Genomic DNA, 20,408 nt, shown 5'->3' on the forward strand with positions numbered 1-20,408 from the left:
AAGCGCCGATTTGGCCCAAATACTAAAACAATTGTCCCCAACCAGCATTGGTGTTTTCCCATGCGGCCCGCACCATCGGCGTCATCCAGTCGTCGTCCGAACGACGCCATCACCCCAGGAGGAGACACCATGCGACCGAGTCGCCCGACCGATCCCGCCGCCCACTTCACCCACTTCGCCCACTTCGCCCGTCGGCGCACCGCCCGCGCCCGCATGCCGACACGCGTCGCATGACCCACCGATCACCGAAGCAAGGAGACGATTCCATGAGCAAGACTTTCGACTACATCGTGGTCGGCGGCGGGTCGGGCGGTTGCGTCGTCGCGGGCCGGCTGACCGAGGACCCGGCCGTGACCGTCTGCGTGCTCGAGGCCGGCGGCCGCGGCGACAGCGCGGTCGTCAACGTGCCGACCGGCGCGGTCGCGATGATGCCGACCCGCCTGAACAACTGGGCGTTCGACACGGTGCCGCAGCCGGGGCTCGGCGGGCGCATCGGCTATCAGCCGCGCGGCAGGGCGCTTGGCGGTTCGTCGGCGATCAACGCGATGGTCTATATCCGCGGTCATCGCGTCGACTACGACGGCTGGGCCGCGCTCGGCAACGAAGGCTGGGCGTACGACGACGTGCTGCCGTACTTCCGCCTGAGCGAGCACAACGAGCGCTTCGACGATGCCTGGCACGGCCGCGACGGCCCGCTGTGGGTCAGCGACCTGCGCACCGGCAACCCGTTTCATGCGCGCTATCTGGAAGCCGCGCAACAGGCCGGCCTGCCGCTCACCGACGATTTCAACGGCGCGCAACAGGAAGGCATCGGGATCTACCAGGTCACGCAGAAGCACGGCGAACGATGGAGCGCGGCGCGCGCGTACCTGCTGCCGCACGTCGGCCGCCGCGACAACCTGACGGTCGAGACGCACGCGCAGGTGCTGCGCATCCTGTTCGACGGCACGCGCGCGACCGGCGTCGAGGTGCGGCAGCACGGTGAAATCCGCACGCTGCGCGCGCGGCGCGAAGTCGTGCTCGCGGCCGGCGCGCTGCAGACGCCACAGTTGCTGATGCTGTCGGGCGTCGGCCCGGGGCGCGAACTCCAGCAGTTCGGCATCGCCGTACAGGCCGATCTGCCGGGCGTCGGCCGCAACCTGCAGGATCATCCGGATTTCATCTTCGGCTACCGCACGCGCAGCGTCGACACGATGGGCGTGTCCGTCCGCGGCGGGCTGCGCATGCTGCGCGAATTCGCCCGCTTTCGCCGCGAACGGCGCGGGATGCTGACATCGAATTTCGCGGAAGGCGGCGGTTTCCTGAAAACGCGTGCCGATCTCGCCGCACCGGACATCCAGCTGCATTTCGTCGTCGCGCTCGTCGACGACCATGCGCGCAAGCTGCATGCCGGTCACGGGCTGTCGTGCCACGTGTGCCTGTTGCGGCCGCGCAGCCGCGGCTCGGTCACGCTGAACGGCGCCGACCCGCTCGCGGCGCCGCGCATCGATCCCGCGTTCTTCGACGATCCGCGCGATCTCGACGACATGGTCGCGGGCTTCCGCCTCACACGTCGCCTGATGGAGGCGCCGGCGCTCGCCAGCTGGACCACGCGCGACCTGTTCACCGCGAACGTGACGACCGACGACGAGATTCGCGACGTGCTGCGACGGCGCGCCGACACCGTCTATCATCCGGTCGGCACCTGCCGGATGGGGCGCGACACGCTCGCCGTCGTCGATCCGCAACTGCGCGTGCATGGCCTGCAAGGGCTGCGCATCGTCGATGCATCGGTGATGCCGACGCTCATCGGCGGCAACACCAATGCGCCGACGATCATGATCGCCGAGAAGGCCGTCGACCTGATGCGCGGCGTATGCCGCGTGCCGGCGCAGCCGCATGCCGACGCAACCGTCAGGACAACGACGGATCGTGACCCTACCCTTGCAACCCGCGCCGCACACGCCGGCGACCAGCCCGAGGAAACCCGCCATGCTGTCGCCTGATCCTTCCCGTTCCGCCGGCTCCACCACGCCGCTTGCGGCGATCATCATCGGCGCCGGCTTCGCCGGCATCGGCATGGCAATTGCGCTGCAACGCGCCGGCATTCGCGATTTCGTGATCGTCGAACGCTCGCACGACGTCGGCGGCGTGTGGCGCGACAACCGTTATCCGGGCGCCGCGTGCGACGTGCCTTCGCACTTATACTCGTTCTCGTTCGAACCCAATCCCGCGTGGTCGCGCGTGTTCGCGCCGCAGCCCGAGATTCATGCGTACCTGCAACACTGCGCGCGCAAGTACGGTCTCGCCCGCTATCTGCGCTTCGGCGCCGAAGTCGAACACGCACGCTACGACGAAGCCGGTGCGCTGTGGCACGTCACGCTGCGCGACGGCACGACGCTGAGCGCCGCGCTGCTCGTCAGCGGCACCGGCCAGTTGAGCCGCCCCGCCATGCCGAACCTGCCGGGCATCGACACGTTTCGCGGCCGTGCGTTCCACTCCGCGCACTGGGATCGCGATTACGCACTCGCCGGCAAACGGGTGGCCGTGGTCGGCACCGGTGCATCGGCGATCCAGTTCGTTCCGGCGATCGCCGGCGACGTGCGACGCCTGATCGTGTTCCAGCGCTCGCCGGCCTATGTGATGCCGCGCCCCGACCGCGCGTATCGCCCGTGGGAAAAGGCGCTGTTTCGCCGGCTGCCGGCGGCGATGAAACTGCATCGCGCATCGATCTACCTGCGCTACGAAGCGCGTGCGATCGCGTTCACGCGGCTGCACGGGTTGATGAAGGTCGCGGTCGGCCGGCCGTTTCGCAAGCTGCTCGCGCGCGACGTGCCGGACCCCGCGCTGCGCGCACGGCTCACGCCCGATTATCCGGTCGGCTGCAAGCGCATCCTGCTGTCGAGCGACTATCTCGCCGCGATGAGCCGCGACCATGTCGAGCTCGTCACGCAGCCGATCCGGCGCGTGACCGAGGACGGGATCGAAACCGTCGACGGCGTGCATCATCCCGTCGACGCGATCGTCTACGGCACGGGGTTCGCGGCAACGGAATTCCTGTCGCCGATGCGCATCACGGGCCGCGGCGGCTTCGACCTGAACGATGCGTGGCGACGCGGCGCGCAGGCGTATCTCGGGCTCACCGTGCCCGGCTTTCCGAACTTCTTCATGCTGTACGGCCCGAACACCAACCTCGGTCACAACTCGATCGTCTACATGCTCGAGAGCCAGATCGCGCACGTGGTGCGCTGCATACAGGCGATGCGTCGCGACGGCGCACGCGAGATCGACGTCGACGCGCGCCGCTACCGGCGTTTCAACGTGCACGTGCAGCAGCGGCTCGAAGGATCGGTGTGGAGCAGTTGCAAGAGCTGGTACGTCGATGCGTCGGGGCACAACAGCACGAACTGGCCGGGCTTCACGCTGACCTACCGGTGGATCACGCGCTTCACCGGCATGTCCGCGTACCGCTTGTCGCAGCCGCTGCCCGGGGCGGCCGCTCCGATGCACGGCATGGTGGTCGCGCCGCCCGCCGGCAGATTCGAAGCCTTCACGGCCGCTTCGTTGCGCGGGTTCCTGCGTGTCGCGTTCCGGCCGCTGATCGGGCCGCCGTTCGGCGCGCGCATGCAGCGCCGCGTCGTCGCGCTGCTGTCGCCGCTGATGCCCGGTGCGGGCGGCACGCTGCGCTACCGCACGTCGGCGCAGCATGTGCCGATCGAAGTGGTCGCGCCGAAACGCGGCGACACGGGTGGCGCGATTCTCTATCTGCACGGCGGCGCGTTTTGTCTCGGCGGGCCGCATACGCATCGCGGCGTGACGACGCGCCTCGCGAACGATGCGGGCCTGCCGGTGTGGGTGCCCGATTACCGGCTCGCGCCCGAGCATCCGAGCCCGGCCGCGCTCGACGACGCACTGGCCGCCTACGACGCGATGCGAACGCAGGGTTACGCGCCGCACCGGATCGTGATTGCCGGCGACTCGGCCGGCGGCGCGCTGGCGCTGGCGCTCGCCATCGCGCTGCGCGAGCGCGGCGAGCCGACCGCCGCCGCACTGCTGCTGATCTCGCCCGTGACCGACTCGACGCTCGGCGGCGCGACGCTGGCCTCGCGTCGCCACGACGATCCGATGATCCGGCGCGGCTGGCTCGAACAGGGGCTGCGCTGGTATCATGGCACGGGCTCCGCCGCGGCGCGCGGGCCGCTCGACACCGATCTGCATGGCTTGCCGCCGATACTGATCCAGGCCGGCGACCAGGAAGTACTGCTGTCCGATGCGCAGCGGCTGGCCGAGCATGCACACGCGTGCGGTGTGCCGTGCCGGCTGGAAATCCATGCGGCGCGCTGGCATGTGTTCCATCTGCAGGCGTTTTACTTGCGCTCGGCGCGGGACGCGTTGCGGACGTTGGCGGGGTTTGCGGCGGAACGTGTCGCCACGACGGCATGACGATGAAACGAGGACGCACGACGATCAGCGCATGTCCGATCGTCGTGTCCGCTTGCAACGGAGCGCCGCCGGGGCGACAACCACCCAAGATCGCGACGGCCGCGTCGGCGAAGCAGTAATTACACAGTCTGCCGGCGGATTTTCCGCCCATCATTCATTCCCTCACGCTCCCCGTCTCGGGGTGCGTCTCCTCTCCTCACGCCATCGACAGCCGGCCATTTGGCCGAATCGTCATGCGCCATCCCGGATGAAAGAATGATCGTCGTTCGGGAAGCCCGCACCACGCCCTGATATCCCGACCATGAAGACGCCGTATGCGTGTCGGCCTCTAAACCATTGCGATGCCAACCGCTTCGTTCCCACTACCTCTTTTGTAGCTTATAAGTTACAATGCTCGCCAAGTTCGAACTCCTTCGCTATCAGCGCGACGACGGTCGCGAGCCTTTCACCGAATGGCTGAACGCCGTCCGTGACAAGCCCGCGCAGGCGCGGATTCGCGAGCGCCTGCGCCGCGTGCAGACCGGCAACTTCGGCGATTGCGAGCCGGTCGGCGAAGGTGTGATCGAACTGCGCGTCCACGTCGGCGCCGGCTACCGCGTGTACTTCGGCCGGCACGGCAGCGCGTTGGTGCTGCTGCTGTCCGGCGGCGACAAGGCGAGTCAACCCGACGACATCAGGCGCGCCAGGGAACACTGGTCGAACTGGAAACGGAGGCAAACATGAACAAGCTCAAAGGCGCGGTATCGCACCACGATGCGGAAGTCGCCGAACTCGGCGCCGACCGCGAGCTCGCGGTCGCCTATTTGCGCGTCGCGATGGAATCGCTCGACGATCCCGACAACCGTGCGGCCGGCCTGCTCGCGCTGCGCACGGTCGCGGAAGCGTATGGCGGGCTCGGCGCGGTCGCGGCCGAAGCCGGCATCAGCCGCGAATCGCTGTATCGCACGCTGTCCCCGAACGGCAACCCGACGCTGAAGACCCTGCTCGCGGTGCTCAAGACCGTCGGCCTGCGCCTGTCCGTCGTTCCCGCGCAGCCGTCGCACGCGTAAGGGGCGCACAGCGCGCGGGCTCCCTCACGGCTGGACCATCCACACGAGCAGCATCGCGTCCGGCGCGGCCGCCATCCCCGCCGGCCGATGCACGATCGTCGGCTCGACCGCCAGCGCGTGCGCGATCGCCACCGCATCGTCGATCGTCGTCGAGCGCACGAACGTCATCAGCCGCGCCGGCCGGCGCAGCGTCTCGCGATACAGCGCGCCGTACCACAGCGGCCGCATGCCGAGCGCATCCTGCAACACGTACGGATAGCGCCACAACCGCAGCACGAAGCGGCTTTCCGGGTGGGCCGGATCGACGCGAACGAACACACGCCGCGTGCTTTCGCCATGCGTGTAGCGCGGCAGCACGGGCAGCGTATCGGCGGCCGCCTGCGGCAACAGCCAGCGCAGCGCGGTGGCCGGCGTCCACGGCGTCGCGCGCTGCCAGCCGGCCTGCGCGAGATGACGGTCGAGCGTGTCCGACGTCGCGCTCCATTGCAGCGGCAGAAATTCCTCGCGGTCGCCGCCGATCTCGGTGCGCCGCGTCGGCACGCGCTGCCACCCGCCGCGCAGCCACTGGTCGACGGTCATCGCGACCACGTCGCCGACATGCGGACGCGCCGCGCGATCGAGCTGCCACTGCGCGGGAACTGTCCATACACCGGCCGTCGCGAGCACGACGACGACCGCGACGAGCGCGCCTCTGGGCTGTACGTGCTCGCGCACACGCCAGTACGCATAGGCGCCGGCGAGCAGCGCGAACCACGCGAGCCCGAGGCTCCATCCGCCCAGCAGACCCGACAACCAGGTATCGCCGACATACAGTCGCGCGAAGCCGCCGAGCACGATCCACAGCACGACCGCCGTCACGACCGGTATGCGCCACAGCGCGGGCCGGTCGCGCGTGAGCGCCCAGCCGAGGCCGCTGCTCGCGAGGATCGCGAACGCGGCGTCGGCGTCGGGCAGCGCCACGTGCAGCGCGCCGGGCGGCAGGCTCGCGGGCGTCGCGCCGGGCACGCTCGCGCCGAACACCGGCACGAGCGCAACGGCGACACCGATCGTCGCGAGCCACCAGGCCGCCGTCAGCCAGCAGCGATGGATCATCAGCCACACGAGGAACGCGGCCGCGACGATCAGCCCCGTGTCGTGCCCATGCAGCACGGCGAGCGCACTCATCACGGCGTCGCCGGGTGGCGTGCGCAGGTTCTGCAGGAACGCATACAGCGCAATGTCCACATGCATCAGCGGATCGTTCGCGACGACGTCCTGCACGATCCCCGCGAACAGCCATACGCAGCCGATGAACAGCAGCGCGAGCACGGGCACCGCGCCGGGCAGCCCGCGCAAGTACGCGATCCCGTCGTGCAGCCGCGCGCCGAATCGCGGCCAGCGGCGCGCGCATGCATGCACGGTTTGGACGAGCGCGCGGCGCAGCAACGGCCAGCCGCGCCGCAGCGCGACGCGCACACCGATCCACACGAGCGCGACCAGCCCGGCCACGACCAGCAGGATCGCGGCGACCCGCACGCTGATCGCCGCGGCCAGCGCAGCCGACGCGCCGAACAGGATGCCGGGCGCGACGTGCACGGGCGCCCACACGAGCGCGGAGATCACGTTGACCGGATAGAACGACCGGCGCGGCAGCGTCGCGCAGCCGACGATGACCGGCACGACCGCCCGCACCGGCGCGAGAAAGCGCGCGAGCACGATGCTCTTCATGCCGTGACGCAGCACGAATTCCTCGCCGCGCGCGTAGGCGGTCGCATAGCCGAAGCGCGCCCACGCGTTGCGGATCATCCCGCGGTAATGCCGGCCGAGTTCGTAGCTGATCCCGTCGCCGATCACCGCGCCGACGGCCGCGACGCCGATCGTCGCCCATGCGTCGAGCGCGCCCGCGCCGATCAGCGCGCCGGCCGCGAACATCACGGCGCCGGCCGGCACGATCGTGCCGACCAGCGCGATCGCCTCGGCGCACGCGGCCACGAACACGATCGCCAGCACGAGCAGCGGATGCGCGCCGATCGCGCCGATCCACGCATGGATCGTGTCGCTCATTGCACCCTCCCGGACGATGCGGCCCGGTGCGCGACTACCGGGCCGGCAACGGCATTGGATACGTTCATCGCAACATGCGCACGCTCGCGCCGACGTCGGAGGTCAGCAGGCTGGGTCAGTCGAACTCGTGCTGCCGCGCGTCGGCCTCGAGCGGCGCGTCGTGATAGCCGACCGTCGCGATCTCCCGTAGATAGCGCGCAAGAAACGCGCCGATCGAGCCGGCAGCCTCGTATTGGTGGACATGCCTGAATTCGTGGGTCAGCAGGCGGCGCGTGTCGTGCCCGCGCAGCACGTACACCGCATGACCGAGCGTGAGGCCGATCGTCCCGGGCGCCAGCAGCCCGGAGTCGCGGGCGATCGCGGCCAGCGTCGGCGTGTCGGGAAACGGCATGCGGTCGACCGCCATCACGCGAATCCGGTCCGGCTGCGCGACGCCCACCGTGCGCGCGTCGTCGGCTTGCGCCGGCGTCAGCGGCTCGCCCTGCGCGAGCCCGCGCGCCGCCTCCGCTTCGGCCCAGGCGACCGCGGCGGGCAGTGCGGACGGCAGGATATCGGCAAGGTCGATCATTGCAGGGCTCCTGGTTCGAGTGGTGGCATCGGGCACCAGTTTAGTCCCGAATCGGAACGGTTCGGGGGCGCGGTTCCGGCGTGGCCGGGCCGGCTCGCGGCGGCGGCAACGGTACCCGGGAATACCCTGTTCCACCTGCGCGCCACACCGTACCCTTTCCTGCCGATTATTTCGTTTCAGTGCACATTCCGCACCCAACCCTCCCGAAAATTTCGCGAACGAGTACCTTTTTCGGGATTGGGCGCATATATTGATCAGAAGAACGGCCGCGGCGACACCCGGACAGCAACGACAGCAACGCGCGGCGTCATCCCGAAGAGGATCGCTGGAAGATGATCAGGGTAATTCTGGCTGACGATCACGCAGTCATGCGGGACGGACTGCGTCACATCCTGGAGCGGGCCGGCGGTTTCGAGATCGTCGGCGAGGCGAGCGACGGCTCGGGCACGCTCGCGCTGGCCGAGCGCGCGGCCGCCGACGTGCTGCTGCTCGACCTGTCGATGCCCGCGCCGACCGGCATCGAGCTGATCCGGCTGGTCAAGCGCCAGGCGCCGTCGCTGCGCACGCTGGTGCTGACGATGCACGCGGAAACCCAGTACGCGGCACGCGCGTTCAAGGCCGGCGCCACCGGCTACCTGACGAAGGACAGTGCGACGGCCGAACTCGTCGAAGCCGTCGGCAAGGTGGCGGCAGGCGGGGTCTACGTGAGCCCGTCCGCGGCCGAAAGCCTCGCTCACACGCTGCGCGTGCCGGCGCAGGCGCTGCCGCACGAACGGCTGTCGGCGCGCGAGTTCGACGTGATGCGCCGCATCGTCGCGGGCCAGACCGTCACGCGGATCGCGTCCGAACTCGCGCTGAGCGCGAAGACGGTCAGCACGTACAAGACGCGCATCCTCGAGAAAATGGGGCTGCCGCACGAAGCCGCACTGGTCCGCTACACGGTGCGCCACGATCTCGACCTCGGGGACGACGACGCATGACGGCCGCCTTCCGCTTCCCGCCCGCGTCACCGCCGGACGACGACGATCCGGACACGTCGCGCCTGTTCATGTCGTCGCTGCCGCCGGGCCGGCGCGAGCGGCGGCTCGCGCTCGCGACGGTACTCGTATCGGCCGTGATTTTCGCCGCGCTCGCACCGTTCGCGGCCATGCCGCTCGCGCCGGGCTGGGCGTTCATTCCCGTGTACCAGTCGGCGATCGTGATCAACGACATGGTGACGGCCGGCCTGCTGCTCGGCCAGTACGCGATCCTGCGCGAGAAGCCGCTGCTCGTGCTGGCGGGCGGCTACCTGTTCACGGCGTTCATGGCCGGCACGCACATGCTGACCTTCCCCGGGCTGTTCACGCCGACCGGCCTGCTCGGCGCCGGCGAACAGACCACCGCATGGCTGTACCTGTTCTGGCATGGCGGCTTTCCGCTGTCGGTCGCCGCGTACGCACTGCTGCGCGCGACGTCGCGCGGGCGCCCGGCTCCGGCCCCGCAGCGGCGCGCGGCGATTCCGGTCGTCCTCTGCCTCGTGGCCGCCGGCGGCGCGACGGCCGCGCTCGCGCTGCTCGCGACCGCCGGCCACGCGCTGCTGCCGCACATCATGAGCGGCAACCGGATGACCTCGACGATGACGAACGCGATCACGGTCGTCTGGGGCCTGAACCTCGTCGCGCTGATGCTGATGTGGCGGCAGCGGCGCCGCCATTCCGTGCTCGACCTGTGGGTGATGACGGTGCTCGTCGCGTGGCTGTTCGACATCGCGCTGTCGTCGATGCTCAATCACGGGCGCTTCGATCTCGGCTTCTATGCGGGGCGCGCGTACGGTCTCGTCGCGTCGGGCGTCGTGCTGTTCGCGATGCTGTTCGAGAACGGCCGGCTGCATGCGCAGACGGTGCGCGCGCTGGCCGGCGCGCGCTACCAGCATCTGCTCGTCGTGCAGAAAAGCGCGCAGTTGAACGAGGCGAACGAACGGCTCGAACAGCGCGTCGCCGCGCGCACCGCGCAACTGAGCGCGTCGAACCGCGACCTGCGGCGCGAAGTCGAGGAGCGCGTACGTGCGGAGCGGGCGCTACAGGCCTCGCGCGAGGAGCTGCGCGAGATCGCCGCGATCAGCGCCAGCGCGCGCGAAGCGGAGCAGCGCCGCATCGCGCGCGAACTGCACGACGAATTGGCGCAGACGCTCGCGACGCTGAAGAACGATCTCGAGTGGCTGATCGACCACGTGCCGCAGGACGACGCATCGCTGGCACGCAAGATCGCGGCGATGCATGCGCTCGCGCGCGGCGCGGTAGCCGCGACCCGCCGCATCGCGTCGGACCTGCGCCCGCTGATGCTTGACGATCTCGGCTTCGCGGCCGCGATGCAATGGCTCGTGGAGGATTTCCGGCACCGTCACGGGATTGCCTGTTCGCTGCACGTCGAGCCGCCCGAGCTGCAACTCGACGAGCCGTACGCGACGGCCGTGTTCCGCATCGCGCAGGAAGCGCTCGCGAATGTCGCCCGGCACGCGGCGGCGTCGCATGCGGACGTCGAACTCGTGTGCGGCGGCGAAGCGATCGCGCTGACGATACGCGACGACGGCGCGGGATTCGATCCCGCGGTGCCGCGCAAGTCGGCGTCGTTCGGGCTGGTGGGATTACGCGAGCGTGCGTATCTGGTCGGCGGCACGCTGCGGATCGCGACGACGCTCGGCGAAGGCACGACGGTCGAGGTGGAGATTCCGCGGGCGCCGACGCCTGTGGCGGTCGCGCATGGCGTGGACGGGGATTCGCGAATCAATCGCTGACCAACGCGGCAACGACAACCACCGCATCGTCACGTATCAGTGGTAATCATCTTCCCGTTGGTGTCGTACGGCTAAAATCGTAACTTGCTCGGCTGCTTCAATCTCGAACAGCAGGACATAGCCCGACGTGCCGAAGGACACGATCAGCTCGCGCAAAAATGGATTTCCGTGATCGACCTTGCGGCATGTGAACGGAAACATGCGGAGCATGGCGACACCTTGTTCGATCGCGTCCACAGCCCGCGCCGCCGCATCCACATCACGTTCGAGCAAGTATCGATACATCCGTACCAGATCCTCACGGGCCGCACGTGTATATCGGACCCGATAGATCAATCAGCCGCCTTCGCTGCACGCGCAGCCTTCAGCATGCCCTCGAGTTCGGCCTGCACGTCGGCGGCATCGACGTATTCACCGGTACGACGCGCCTCGTCGCGCGATGCGAGGCCACGGGTTACAAACTCGCGTTGCAGACGGCGACGCGCGATCCCGTCGCGCAGCGCCGACTCCATGAACGCAGACAACGTCTCGTTTTCCTCAAGGACCGACTCTGCCTCCTCCCGCAATTGCGGATCGACACGCAGCGCCGGCATGGTCGCGGTTTTCATCGCACACTCCATGCATTACATATGTAATGCATGGTAGCACACCCGCTTTTTCGCGTGCAGTCGGCCGTTCGGCCTAATCCACGTATCCCGGGGCCACAACCCCGGCCGTCCATCACGCCCGCGCCGCCACCATCCCCCGCTCCGAGCGCGTCCACGCGACCAGCGCGCCGACGCCGAGCAGCGCGAGGCACACGATCGGCACGATCATCGGCCCGAACGCGGTGCCCGTCACCTTGCCCGCGAACGGCATCAGGTTCTGGCTGAAGAAGCCGCCGAGGTTGCCGATCGAGTTGATCGCCGCGACGCTCGCGGCCGCCCGCGCGCCGGTGAAATAGCGCGGCGGCATCGACCAGAAGCACGGATACAGCAGCGGGATGCACGCGCCGCCGAGCACGAGCGCGATGAAGCGCAGCGGCGTCGACGGCAGCACGAGGCTCAGCAGGAAGCCGAGCGCGCCGAGCGCCGCGACGATCGCGATCGTGCGCAGGATGCTCTTCGCACGGCGCAGCTTCGACGGCAGCCACACCAGCAGCACCACCGCGAGCGCCCACGGCAGCATGCTCAGGAACCCGTTCGTCGTGCTCGACACGCCGAACGACTTCACGATCGTCGGCAGCCAGTACGTGACGCCGTACAACGACGTCGACATCAGCATGTAGGTCGCCGCGAACAGCATCACGCGCGGATCGAGCAGCGCCTTCCACGGCTGACCGTGCTCGGCCTGCGCCGGCTTCTCGCGCTCCAGCGCGGCCGCGACGATCTGCTTCTCGCGCTCGTCGAGGAACCGCGCTTCGCGAAACGATGCAGGCAGCACGCGGAACACGACGATCGCGACGACCACGGCCGGAATGCCCGTCGCGACGAACACCCACTGCCAGCCCGCCAGCCCCCACACGCCGTTCAGGCTCAGCAGCAGGCCGCCGACCAGCGAGCCGAGCATGTTCGCGAGCGCGCTGCCGAGCGTGAAGATGCCGAGCACCTTCGCGCGGTAGCTCTGCGGAAACCACAGCGTCAGGTAATAGATCACGCCCGGATAGAAGCCGGCCTCGGCGATGCCGAGCACGAAGCGCAGCGAGCAGAACGCGGGCATCGACGTCGTGAAGCCCATCAGCACCGTGATGAGCCCCCACGTCAGCATGATCCGCGCGAGCCATACGCGCGCGCCGTAGCGATGCAGCGCGAGCGTGCTCGGCACCTCGAACAGCAGGTAGCCGATGAAGAACAGCGACGACGCGAGCCCGAACGCGGCTTCCGTCATGCCGAGGCTGTGCACCATCTGCAGTTTCGCGAAACCGACGTTCTGCCGGTCGATGAACGCGATCAGGAACATCACGACGAGGATGGGCAGCAGGCGCCGCGCCATCTTCGACATGATGCGCTGTTCTTCGGCGGACGCGGGGTCCAGGGTGTCGGTAGCGTTCACTTCAGGCTCCTTGGGTGAATCGATTGCATATCGGTTGAATCGGTGAATCGGTTGAATCGGCGCCGCGCGTGACGAACGCGCCGGCGCGAGGTGTTTCGATGAATGGAACCGGATCGCGACGGGCGTAGCTCAACCCGACCGGTAGTCGTCGAGCATCGGCGCGAACATCTCGTGCCACGCGCGCGGCTTCGCCTTGATCGTGCCGGCCAGGTACAGGAATTCGACGTAGTCCATCAACTGCTTTGGCTGCACCGAGAAGCGCGTGTCGGGCGCGGCGAGCATCCGCATCACGTCGTCGTGCGACACGCCGACGCCCGACGACGCCGCATAGAGCGCCGCCGCCGCACGCGGGTCCTGCGCGATCAGGCGGTTCGCTTCGTCGAGCGCGCCGAGAAACGCGACGGCGAGCGCCGGCTCCGCATCGACGAGCCGCTTCGGCGCGAACACGACGTCGAGCGTCATCGGGCCGAGTACGTCGACCGAGCTCACCACGCGATGGATGCCCGGCTGCCGCAATTCGAGCGTCGAGAACGGCGGCGACGTGAAGTGCGCGGTCACGCCGTTCTCGCGGCGGATCAGCGCCTGCATCGCCTGCGGATGCGGCAGGTTCACGGTGATCGAATCGAGCTGCGCGAAATGCGTCGGGCCGAGCTGCCGGCTCGCGACCATCTGCAGCACGACCGCCGACAGCGACGTGCGGATGCCCGGCACCGCGATCCGGTCGGACGGCGTGAAGTCGCGCAGCGATGCGAGGCCCGCGCGGTTCGCGTTCAGCGACAGCGACGTGGTCGACAGCCCGCTGATGCCGATCACCTCGACGTTCGGAATGCCGCGCGCCCGCGCCCACAGCTCGATGAAACCCGGCGCGCCGGCGCCCGCGAAATCGAGCGTGCCGGCCATCATCGCGTCGTTGACGGAATTCCCGCCGTCGAGCAGTACCCATTCGACCGCGACGTCGCGCACGCCGTGACGCGCCGCGTGCCGCTCGAAGAGCCGCTGCTTCTCCATCACGAGCAACGGCAGGTACAGCACGCCATAGCCTTTGGAGATCCGCACCGTGCGCGGCTTCGCGCGCACCAGCGCCGGCGCCCCGAGCCCGCCCAGCACGCCGAGCGCGGCTGCGATCAACGCGCGGCGGCGCGGCGACGTCGTCATGCGCGTGCCGCCGTGCGGCCGACGGCCAGCGGCCACGCGCAAGCCGGCGTGGCGCCGTGGCGCGCGTTCGTCGTGCCCGTGACATGCTGCATGTTGCCGTCTCCTTGAATATTTCTGGTATTAATGCCGTCCTTGCATCCTGCTTCCGGCTCGACACAGGTTATCGGCCGAGTCTGAGAAAATGCTGACATCCCGGCCCCGGGAAAACCCCTAATTCACCTACCTGCAAACGGCACCATGCGCATTCTCGTCGTGGAGGACGATGCCGAAATCGGCGCGGCGATCCGCAGCCGGCTGGCCCGGCTCGGCCACGCCGTCGACCTCGAAACCGACGGCGCGACCGCGAACGGGCTGCTGCGCGTCGAGCGCTTCGATCTCGTCGTGCTCGATGCGAACCTGCCCGGCATGGACGGCTTCACGGTACTGCGCCACCTGCGCGCATCGGGCAGCACGACGCCCGTGCTGCTCGTCACCGCGCGCTCGGCGATCGACGACCGCGTGAGCGGCCTCGGCCTCGGCGCCGACGACTACCTCGTGAAGCCGTTCGACTACCGCGAACTCGACGCGCGCGTGCAGGCGCTGCTGCGCCGCAACAGCGGCCACGCGAACGACGTGCTGACGCTCGGCGGCCTCGTGATCGACCGCAGCAGCCGCCTCGCCGAACTCGACGGCCAGCCGCTGTCGCTGTCGCGCCAGGAATTCGCGCTGCTCGAAATCCTCGCGAGCCGCCCGCAGCGCATCTTCTCGAAGGAAGAACTGCTGAACCAGTTGTTCAGCTTCGGCAACGAGCCGACCGCGAACGCGGTCGAGCAATACGTGACGCGCGTGCGCAAGAAGCTGCAGGGCAGCTCGGTCGAGATCCGCACCGCACGCGGGATGGGGTATCAGATTGCCGCGCATTGACTGGTTTCCGAAGACGCTGTTCGGGCGCACGCTGCTGTTCATCGCGCTCGTCGTCGCGACCGGCGCGCTCGCGCTCGCGGCGATCGCGCGCTACTACGCGGGCGTCGCCGCCGAACGCGCATACGATCAGTTGCTCGCCGGCGCGTCGATCCAGGTCGCGGAAAACCTCTACGTGCAAGGCGGCGTGCTCGCGCTGAATCCGCCGGTCGCCGCGCTGTCGACGCTGTCGCGCTACGACCTCGTCTACTACAAGGTGATCGATTCGCGTGGCGTGGTCGTGGCCGGCTACCACGATCTCGCGAGCCCCGCGACGCTCGCCGCCGCGAAGCAGGGTCCGGCGTTCGCGAATGCCGTCTATCAGGGGCATCGGGTCCGCACCGCGACGATCGCGCGCTACATGCCCGAGGAAAGTACGCCGGGCTGGGCGCTCGTGACGGTTGCGCAGACAACCAACGCGCGCCAGCAACTGACGAACGACATGAGCTTCAAGGTGTGGACATTGATCCTGCTGATGAGCGTGCTCGCGATCGGTGCGAGCGGCCTCGCGATCCGGCGCGGCCTGCGCCCGCTCGCGCAGATCGGCGCGATCATCGCCGCGCGTGACCCGGCCGACCTGCGGCCCGTGGCCGTCGATACGCCGAGCGAGATCGACGCGATCATCGGGTCGATCAATGGCTTGATGCACCGCCTCGCCGAGCGGATCAACGCGATGCAGCGCTTCATCGCCGACGCCGCGCACCAGATGCGCACGCCGCTCGCGCGGCTCGACGCGCAGATCGAACTGCTCGACGGCGAATCCGATCCCGCGCGGCACGCGGCGCGGCTCGATGCGCTGCGTGCGACCTCGTCGGACGTCGGCCGGCTCACCGGGCAGTTGCTCAATCATGCGATGGTGATTCATCGCACCGAGGCCGTGCCGCTGCAACCGGTCGACCTCGTCGCGCTCGCGAAAGAGGTCCTGGGCCGCACGATTCCGCTCGCCGGCGAACGCGATGTGGCCGTTGCGTTCGCGAGCGACGCGCCGCATGCGTGGATAGACGGCGATGCGATCAGTCTTCAGGAAGCGCTGTCGAACGTGCTGCACAACGCGCTGCTGCATGGGCATGCGGATGACATCGTCGTGGCGGTCGCGACTCAAGGCAACGTGGATCGAGCGGTGACGCTGACCGTCACGGACAACGGGCGCGGGATGCCGCGCGAGCACTGGGACGCGGCCTTGCAACCGTTCGTGCGGATCGCGCCGGACGGCAGCGAACGGCGCACGGGGTCGGGCCTCGGGCTCGCGATCGTGCAGGAAGTGATGAAGGCGCACGGCGGGCGCGTCGGGTTCGCGTTTCCCGATGCGGGCGGGTTCGCGGTGGTGTTGACGTTTCCGCGTGCGGCGGCGACGCACGCTGCAAGCGACGCTTAAGCAACCTCAGATTCGGCGCACGCACGCTCGATCGAACGCCACCCCGGCGACACGCGTTCAGTCGTCGCTGTCCCGATCGTCGTCGGCGTTGCGCTGCGCATGCCGCGCCACCCGTTGATCCAGTTCGTCATACTGGCGGTCGCAGAACAACCGGCACAACGCATCGACGTCGACGCGCTTCCTGACGTCGATCGTGTCGACGTGCTGCTCCAGCTTGCCCTTGCCGATGCCGAAGAGCCCCTTCTTGATCCGCATGGACACCGCATTCAGCTGGAAGCCGTCCGAATGCGCATCCGTCAACGCCGTCACCCACAGCTCACGCTGATCGTCGGCATGCTGCAGCACGAGCGCCGGCAGCGGGCCGTCCTGCGTCTCGTTCCATTCGACGTGCTGGGCCACCCAAGGGAACGCATCGAACGCATGAACGAACGATGCATAGTCGGTCGCGCCCTGCTGATCGAGTTGATTGAAGTCGTAGCCGACTTTCTGGATGGAATAGGTCAACATAGCGCAGTGCTCTCCGTGGTGTCGATCGCGACAGAACGCCAATCTACTCCACATTCGACAGCGCTTGGCAGCACCTGCTTGACCCGCCTACACCGCCACCGCCTCCCCACCGAGATACGCATCGCGCACGCGTTCATCGTCGAGCAGTGTTTTCGCGGGCCCTTCGAGCACGACGCGCCCCGTCTGCAGCACGTACCCGTAGTGCGCGATCTCCAGCGCGAGGCTCGCGTTCTGCTCGACCATGAACACCGTCACGCCCTGCTTGTTGATCGCGTCGATCAGCTCCAGCACCTTGTCGACGTAGAGCGGCGACAGCCCCATCGTCGGCTCGTCCATGCAGATCAGTTTCGGCCGCGCCATCAGCGCACGCGCCATCGCGAGCATCTGCTGCTCACCGCCCGACAGCGTGCCCGCGCGCTGCGCGAGCCGTTCGCGCACACGCGGAAACAGGTCGAGCACACGCTCGTAGTCATCGGCGACCGCCGCACGATCGCCGCGCGTGTACGCGCCCATCAGCAGGTTCTCGCGCACGCTCATGTCGCCGAACAGCCGCCGCGCCTCGGGCACGGCCGCGATCCCGCGCCGCACGCGCTGCGGCGTCGCAAGCGCCGTCACGTCGTCGCAGTCGAAACGCACGACGCCGCGCTTCGGCCGCATCAGCCCGAGAATCAGCTTCATCGTCGTCGATTTGCCGCTCGCGTTACCGCCGAGCAGGCTGACGATCTGCCCGCGGCCGACCTCGAAGTTCACGTCGAAGTGCACCTGAACCGGTCCGTAGAACGTGTCGAGATGTTCGAGTTTCAGCAGCGCGTCGGTCATGGTCGTATCAGGCACGGAAGATTGCACGGTCATGCGGCCGCCTGCGCGGAATGCTCGGTGGCCGCGCCGCCCGCGTGGCGGCGGCCGAGATAGGCCTCGATCACGCGCGGATCGTGCCGCACGTCGCGCGGCGCACCTTCCGCGATCTTCACGCCGTTGTCGAGCACCATCACGCGGTCGGACACGCGCATCACGAGTTCGAGCTTGTGCTCGATCAGCAGGATCGTCAGCCCGCGCGCCTTCAGCGACTGGATCAGTTCCAGCATCTCGGCCGTCTCCGTCTCGTTCATCCCGGCCGTCGGCTCGTCGAGCAGCAGCAGGCGCGGATGCAGCGCGAGCGCGCGGCCGATCTCCACGCGCCGCCGGTTCGCATACGACAGGCTGTGCGCCGGATGATCGATGCGCGGCGTGAGCCGTTCGCCGAAACCGGCGACGATCTCGCGCGCTTCTTCACGCAATGCCGCTTCCTCGCGCCGCACCGACGCGGGCCGCACGAGCGCGCGCAGCACTTCGGCGGCCGCGCCGAGCGCCGGCCAGCCCGGCCGTGCCGCACGCAGCCGCGCATGCGCGCCGATCAGCACGTTGTCGAGCACGCTCAGGTTGCCGAACACACGGCCATGCTGGAACGTGCGTGCAATGCCGAGCGCCGCGAGCCGTTCCGGCGCGGTGCCGGTGATGTCGCGGCCGTCGAACGTCACGCGGCCGGCGTCGGGCCGGTCGGCGCCCGCGATCAGGTTGAACAGCGTCGACTTGCCCGCGCCATTCGGGCCGATCACGCTCAGCAGTTCGCCGTCGGCCAGCGTCAGGCTCGCGCCGTCGAGCGCGGTCACGCCGTCGAAGCGGCGCGTCAAACCCTGCACGTCGAGCAGGGGTCGAATGGTGGTCATCGCATTCCTCCTCACACCGTGCCGAGCAGGCCCTGCGGCCGGAACCGGACGAGCAGCAGCAGCACGAGGCCGTAGATCAGCATCCGGTAATCGGCCGCCCAGCGGAACAGCTCGGGCAGCCCGATCAGCGCGATCGCGCCGACGATGCCGCCGAGCACGTTGCCGAGCCCGCCGAGGATCACCATCGTCAGCGCGAGGATCGACACCTGCGAATCGAAGGTCTGGTGATTGATGTAGCTGTACAGATGCGCGGCGATGCCGCCGCTCACGCCGGCCGCGACGCCGCCGACCGCGAACGCGATCGCCTTGTAGCGGTTCGGTGCGATGCCGTGCGCACGCGCGGCCACATCGTCCTCGCGCACCGCGCGCAGCGTGCGGCCCAGATGCGAACGCAGCAGCCTCACCTGCACGAGCGCGAACACGACGAGCACCGCGAGCGTGAACCAGTACGCGGCGCGCGCGGTCGTCGCCCACGGCAGCGGCGCGATACCGGTGATGCCGAGCGGCCCGCGCGTCAGGCCGTCCCAGTTCAGGATCACGAGGCTCACCACCTCGCCGATGCCGAGCGTCGCGATCGACACGTAGTGCCCGCGCAGCCGGAACGCCGGATAGACGAGCAGCGTGCCGAGCACGGCGGTGATCACGCCCGCACACGGAATCGTCACCGCCGGCGACCAGCCGAGATCCGACGACAGCAGCGCCGACGCATACGCGCCGATCACGAGCAGCGCGGCGTGGCCGAGCGAGATCTGCCCGACCGTGCCCGCGACGAGCGTGAGGCTCAGCGCGAGCAGCCCGTACAGCCACGCGTTGGTCAGCGTCTGCAGCACGTACGGCGATGCACCGAGCCACGGCAGCACGGCCGCCGCCGCGATCAGCGCGACGAGCACCGGGCGCGGCACGCGCACCGCTTTCGCGGCGGCGAGGAAGGTGCCCGTCATCGGCTCGGGCGGCAGCGCGCGATTCGCGCTGAACAAGCCGTTCGGCCGCCACACGAGGAATACGATCAGCAGCCCGAACGCGAACAGATCGCGGTAGCTGGTGCCGAACAGCGCGACGCCGTAGCTTTCGACGAGACCGAGCAGCAGGCTGCCCGCGATCGCGCCCGGCACGTTGCCGAGGCCGCCGATCAGCAGCGCGACCACCCCCTTCAGCGTCGCCTGGAAACCCATCGCCGGATCGATGCTGTTGTAGTACATGCCGACCAGCAGCCCGCTCACGCCGCCGAGCGCACACGCGATCGCGAACACGGTCTGGTTCACGCGATCGACGTCGACGCCCATCTGCAGCGCCGCGTCGCGATCCTGCGCGGTCGCGCGCACGGCCCAGCCGAGCCGCGTGAAGCGCAGGAAACCGTACAGCAGCGCGGCCGCCGCGATGCCGATGCCCGCGATCAGCAGGTCGAGCGAGCCGAGCGTCGCGCCGGCGATCCGCACGTGCCAGTCGGGCAGCGGCGTCGGCACCGCGCGCGGGTCCGCACCGAACGCGAGCTGCGCGAACTGGTCGAGGATGAAGCTGATGCCGATCGTCGCGAGCAGCGGCGCGATGCGCGCGGCATGGCGCAGCGGCCGCAGCCCGATGCGCTCGATCGCGATGCCGAGCGCGCCGCAGCCGACCACGACCGCCGCGAGCGCGACCGGCAGCGGCAGCCCGAAGCGCGTCAGGCACAGCCAGCCGATGAACGCGCCGACCATGTACACCGAGCCGTGCGCGAAGTTGATCAGGTGCGACACGCCGAAGATCAGCGCGAGCCCGACTGCGAGCAGCGCGTAGATGTTGCCGACGATGAGGCCGTTGAGCGTGTAGTCGAGCCAGGAAGCCATCACGATGCGTCCGTCAG

Annotated in this window: 18 protein-coding genes; 8 read left to right on the forward strand and 10 right to left on the reverse strand. The window is 68.9% G+C overall.

All coding sequences use genetic code 11. From position 1 onward, the window contains the following. Window positions 1–266 precede the first annotated feature (266 nt). From BLS50_RS22665 to BLS50_RS22680, 4 genes are all read left to right on the forward strand, one after another. The gene (locus BLS50_RS22665; RefSeq protein ID WP_074804218.1) at window positions 267–1,985 is read left to right on the forward strand and encodes a GMC family oxidoreductase; all 1,719 of its coding nucleotides are present in this window, start codon (window positions 267–269) and stop codon (window positions 1,983–1,985) included. Next, a complete protein-coding gene (locus BLS50_RS22670) occupies window positions 1,972–4,422 on the forward strand; it encodes an alpha/beta hydrolase fold domain-containing protein (RefSeq protein ID WP_074804220.1) in 2,451 nt (816 codons plus the stop codon). Before BLS50_RS22665 ends, BLS50_RS22670 begins: the two co-directional genes overlap by 14 nt. A 390-nt stretch (window positions 4,423–4,812) precedes the next feature. Further along, window positions 4,813–5,145, forward strand: a complete 333-nt coding sequence (locus tag BLS50_RS22675) for a type II toxin-antitoxin system RelE/ParE family toxin (RefSeq protein WP_011694634.1) — start codon at window positions 4,813–4,815, stop codon at window positions 5,143–5,145. After that, the gene (locus tag BLS50_RS22680; RefSeq protein WP_006479699.1) at window positions 5,142–5,471 is read left to right on the forward strand and encodes a helix-turn-helix domain-containing transcriptional regulator; all 330 of its coding nucleotides are present in this window, start codon (window positions 5,142–5,144) and stop codon (window positions 5,469–5,471) included. Before BLS50_RS22675 ends, BLS50_RS22680 begins: the two co-directional genes overlap by 4 nt. A gap of 24 nt (window positions 5,472–5,495) precedes the next feature. On the opposite strand, the gene BLS50_RS22685 is transcribed toward BLS50_RS22680, so the two are convergent. Further along, a complete protein-coding gene (locus tag BLS50_RS22685) occupies window positions 5,496–7,514 on the reverse strand; it encodes a VTT domain-containing protein (protein ID WP_074804222.1) in 2,019 nt (672 codons plus the stop codon). 115 nt (window positions 7,515–7,629) lie between these two features. Further along, window positions 7,630–8,082 (reverse strand): hypothetical protein, encoded by a 453-nt coding sequence (locus tag BLS50_RS22690; protein ID WP_012338666.1) that lies wholly within the window; start codon window positions 8,080–8,082, stop codon window positions 7,630–7,632. Window positions 8,083–8,414: 332 nt separating this feature from the next. Here BLS50_RS22690 and BLS50_RS22700 point away from each other — a divergent pair, with 332 nt between their 5' ends. Together BLS50_RS22700 and BLS50_RS22705 are read left to right on the forward strand one after the other, a co-directional pair. Beyond that, window positions 8,415–9,062, forward strand: a complete 648-nt coding sequence (locus BLS50_RS22700; protein ID WP_027811557.1) for a response regulator — start codon at window positions 8,415–8,417, stop codon at window positions 9,060–9,062. Continuing rightward, window positions 9,059–10,855 carry a sensor histidine kinase gene (locus tag BLS50_RS22705; protein ID WP_074804226.1) on the forward strand — a complete coding sequence of 599 codons (1,797 nt, stop codon included), beginning with the start codon at window positions 9,059–9,061 and terminating at the stop codon, window positions 10,853–10,855. The genes BLS50_RS22700 and BLS50_RS22705 overlap by 4 nt, the downstream gene beginning before the upstream one ends. Window positions 10,856–10,891: 36 nt before the next feature. On the opposite strand, the gene BLS50_RS22710 is transcribed toward BLS50_RS22705, so the two are convergent. From BLS50_RS22710 to BLS50_RS22725, 4 genes are all read right to left on the reverse strand, one after another. Continuing rightward, on the reverse strand, window positions 10,892–11,191 hold the full coding sequence (locus BLS50_RS22710; RefSeq protein ID WP_012338669.1) for a type II toxin-antitoxin system RelE/ParE family toxin: 300 nt from the start codon (window positions 11,189–11,191) through the stop codon (window positions 10,892–10,894). Next, complete coding sequence (locus tag BLS50_RS22715) at window positions 11,188–11,463, reverse strand: YlcI/YnfO family protein (protein WP_006482105.1); 276 nt, start codon at window positions 11,461–11,463, stop codon at window positions 11,188–11,190. The genes BLS50_RS22710 and BLS50_RS22715 overlap by 4 nt, the downstream gene beginning before the upstream one ends. Window positions 11,464–11,575: 112 nt before the next feature. Continuing rightward, window positions 11,576–12,886: an MFS transporter gene (locus BLS50_RS22720; protein ID WP_027808611.1), complete on the reverse strand. Its 1,311-nt coding sequence runs from the start codon at window positions 12,884–12,886 to the stop codon at window positions 11,576–11,578. Between the two features lie 129 nt (window positions 12,887–13,015). Next, window positions 13,016–14,041 carry an ABC transporter substrate-binding protein gene (locus BLS50_RS22725; protein WP_074804228.1) on the reverse strand — a complete coding sequence of 342 codons (1,026 nt, stop codon included), beginning with the start codon at window positions 14,039–14,041 and terminating at the stop codon, window positions 13,016–13,018. A gap of 237 nt (window positions 14,042–14,278) precedes the next feature. Here BLS50_RS22725 and BLS50_RS22730 point away from each other — a divergent pair, with 237 nt between their 5' ends. Next, on the forward strand, window positions 14,279–14,944 hold the full coding sequence (locus tag BLS50_RS22730; protein WP_006479706.1) for a response regulator transcription factor: 666 nt from the start codon (window positions 14,279–14,281) through the stop codon (window positions 14,942–14,944). Beyond that, a complete protein-coding gene (locus tag BLS50_RS22735) occupies window positions 14,931–16,355 on the forward strand; it encodes a sensor histidine kinase (protein WP_074804230.1) in 1,425 nt (474 codons plus the stop codon). Before BLS50_RS22730 ends, BLS50_RS22735 begins: the two co-directional genes overlap by 14 nt. Window positions 16,356–16,412: 57 nt before the next feature. On the opposite strand, the gene BLS50_RS22740 is transcribed toward BLS50_RS22735, so the two are convergent. The 4 genes from BLS50_RS22740 to BLS50_RS22755 all read right to left on the reverse strand — a co-directional run bounded on the left by BLS50_RS22740 (window position 16,413) and on the right by BLS50_RS22755 (window position 20,391). Beyond that, window positions 16,413–16,862 carry a hypothetical protein gene (locus tag BLS50_RS22740; RefSeq protein ID WP_074804232.1) on the reverse strand — a complete coding sequence of 150 codons (450 nt, stop codon included), beginning with the start codon at window positions 16,860–16,862 and terminating at the stop codon, window positions 16,413–16,415. 87 nt (window positions 16,863–16,949) lie between these two features. Next, window positions 16,950–17,714 (reverse strand): ABC transporter ATP-binding protein, encoded by a 765-nt coding sequence (locus BLS50_RS22745; protein WP_074804234.1) that lies wholly within the window; start codon window positions 17,712–17,714, stop codon window positions 16,950–16,952. Then, window positions 17,711–18,568, reverse strand: a complete 858-nt coding sequence (locus BLS50_RS22750; RefSeq protein WP_074804236.1) for an ABC transporter ATP-binding protein — start codon at window positions 18,566–18,568, stop codon at window positions 17,711–17,713. The genes BLS50_RS22745 and BLS50_RS22750 overlap by 4 nt, the downstream gene beginning before the upstream one ends. An 11-nt stretch (window positions 18,569–18,579) precedes the next feature. Beyond that, window positions 18,580–20,391: an ABC transporter permease gene (locus tag BLS50_RS22755; RefSeq protein WP_074804238.1), complete on the reverse strand. Its 1,812-nt coding sequence runs from the start codon at window positions 20,389–20,391 to the stop codon at window positions 18,580–18,582. Window positions 20,392–20,408 lie beyond the last annotated feature (17 nt).

Origin of the sequence: Burkholderia orbicola (assembly GCF_900100915.1) — a bacterium.
In the GTDB taxonomy this organism is placed as follows: Bacteria; Pseudomonadota; Gammaproteobacteria; order Burkholderiales; family Burkholderiaceae; genus Burkholderia; species Burkholderia orbicola.

Excerpts from the sequence above, each read along its gene's own strand:
- BLS50_RS22665 (WP_074804218.1), top strand. The coding sequence starts at position 267 with ATGAGCAAGACTTTCGACTACATCGTGGTCGGCGGCGGGTCGGGCGGT.
- BLS50_RS22670 (WP_074804220.1), top strand. The coding sequence starts at position 1,972 with ATGCTGTCGCCTGATCCTTCCCGTTCCGCCGGCTCCACCACGCCGCTT.
- BLS50_RS22675 (WP_011694634.1), top strand. The coding sequence starts at position 4,813 with ATGCTCGCCAAGTTCGAACTCCTTCGCTATCAGCGCGACGACGGTCGC.
- BLS50_RS22680 (WP_006479699.1), top strand. The coding sequence starts at position 5,142 with ATGAACAAGCTCAAAGGCGCGGTATCGCACCACGATGCGGAAGTCGCC.
- BLS50_RS22685 (WP_074804222.1), bottom strand. The coding sequence starts at position 7,514 with ATGAGCGACACGATCCATGCGTGGATCGGCGCGATCGGCGCGCATCCG.
- BLS50_RS22690 (WP_012338666.1), bottom strand. The coding sequence starts at position 8,082 with ATGATCGACCTTGCCGATATCCTGCCGTCCGCACTGCCCGCCGCGGTC.
- BLS50_RS22700 (WP_027811557.1), top strand. The coding sequence starts at position 8,415 with ATGATCAGGGTAATTCTGGCTGACGATCACGCAGTCATGCGGGACGGA.
- BLS50_RS22705 (WP_074804226.1), top strand. The coding sequence starts at position 9,059 with ATGACGGCCGCCTTCCGCTTCCCGCCCGCGTCACCGCCGGACGACGAC.
- BLS50_RS22715 (WP_006482105.1), bottom strand. The coding sequence starts at position 11,463 with ATGAAAACCGCGACCATGCCGGCGCTGCGTGTCGATCCGCAATTGCGG.
- BLS50_RS22725 (WP_074804228.1), bottom strand. The coding sequence starts at position 14,041 with ATGACGACGTCGCCGCGCCGCCGCGCGTTGATCGCAGCCGCGCTCGGC.
- BLS50_RS22730 (WP_006479706.1), top strand. The coding sequence starts at position 14,279 with ATGCGCATTCTCGTCGTGGAGGACGATGCCGAAATCGGCGCGGCGATC.
- BLS50_RS22740 (WP_074804232.1), bottom strand. The coding sequence starts at position 16,862 with ATGTTGACCTATTCCATCCAGAAAGTCGGCTACGACTTCAATCAACTC.
- BLS50_RS22745 (WP_074804234.1), bottom strand. The coding sequence starts at position 17,714 with ATGACCGTGCAATCTTCCGTGCCTGATACGACCATGACCGACGCGCTG.
- BLS50_RS22750 (WP_074804236.1), bottom strand. The coding sequence starts at position 18,568 with ATGACCACCATTCGACCCCTGCTCGACGTGCAGGGTTTGACGCGCCGC.
- BLS50_RS22755 (WP_074804238.1), bottom strand. The coding sequence starts at position 20,391 with ATGGCTTCCTGGCTCGACTACACGCTCAACGGCCTCATCGTCGGCAAC.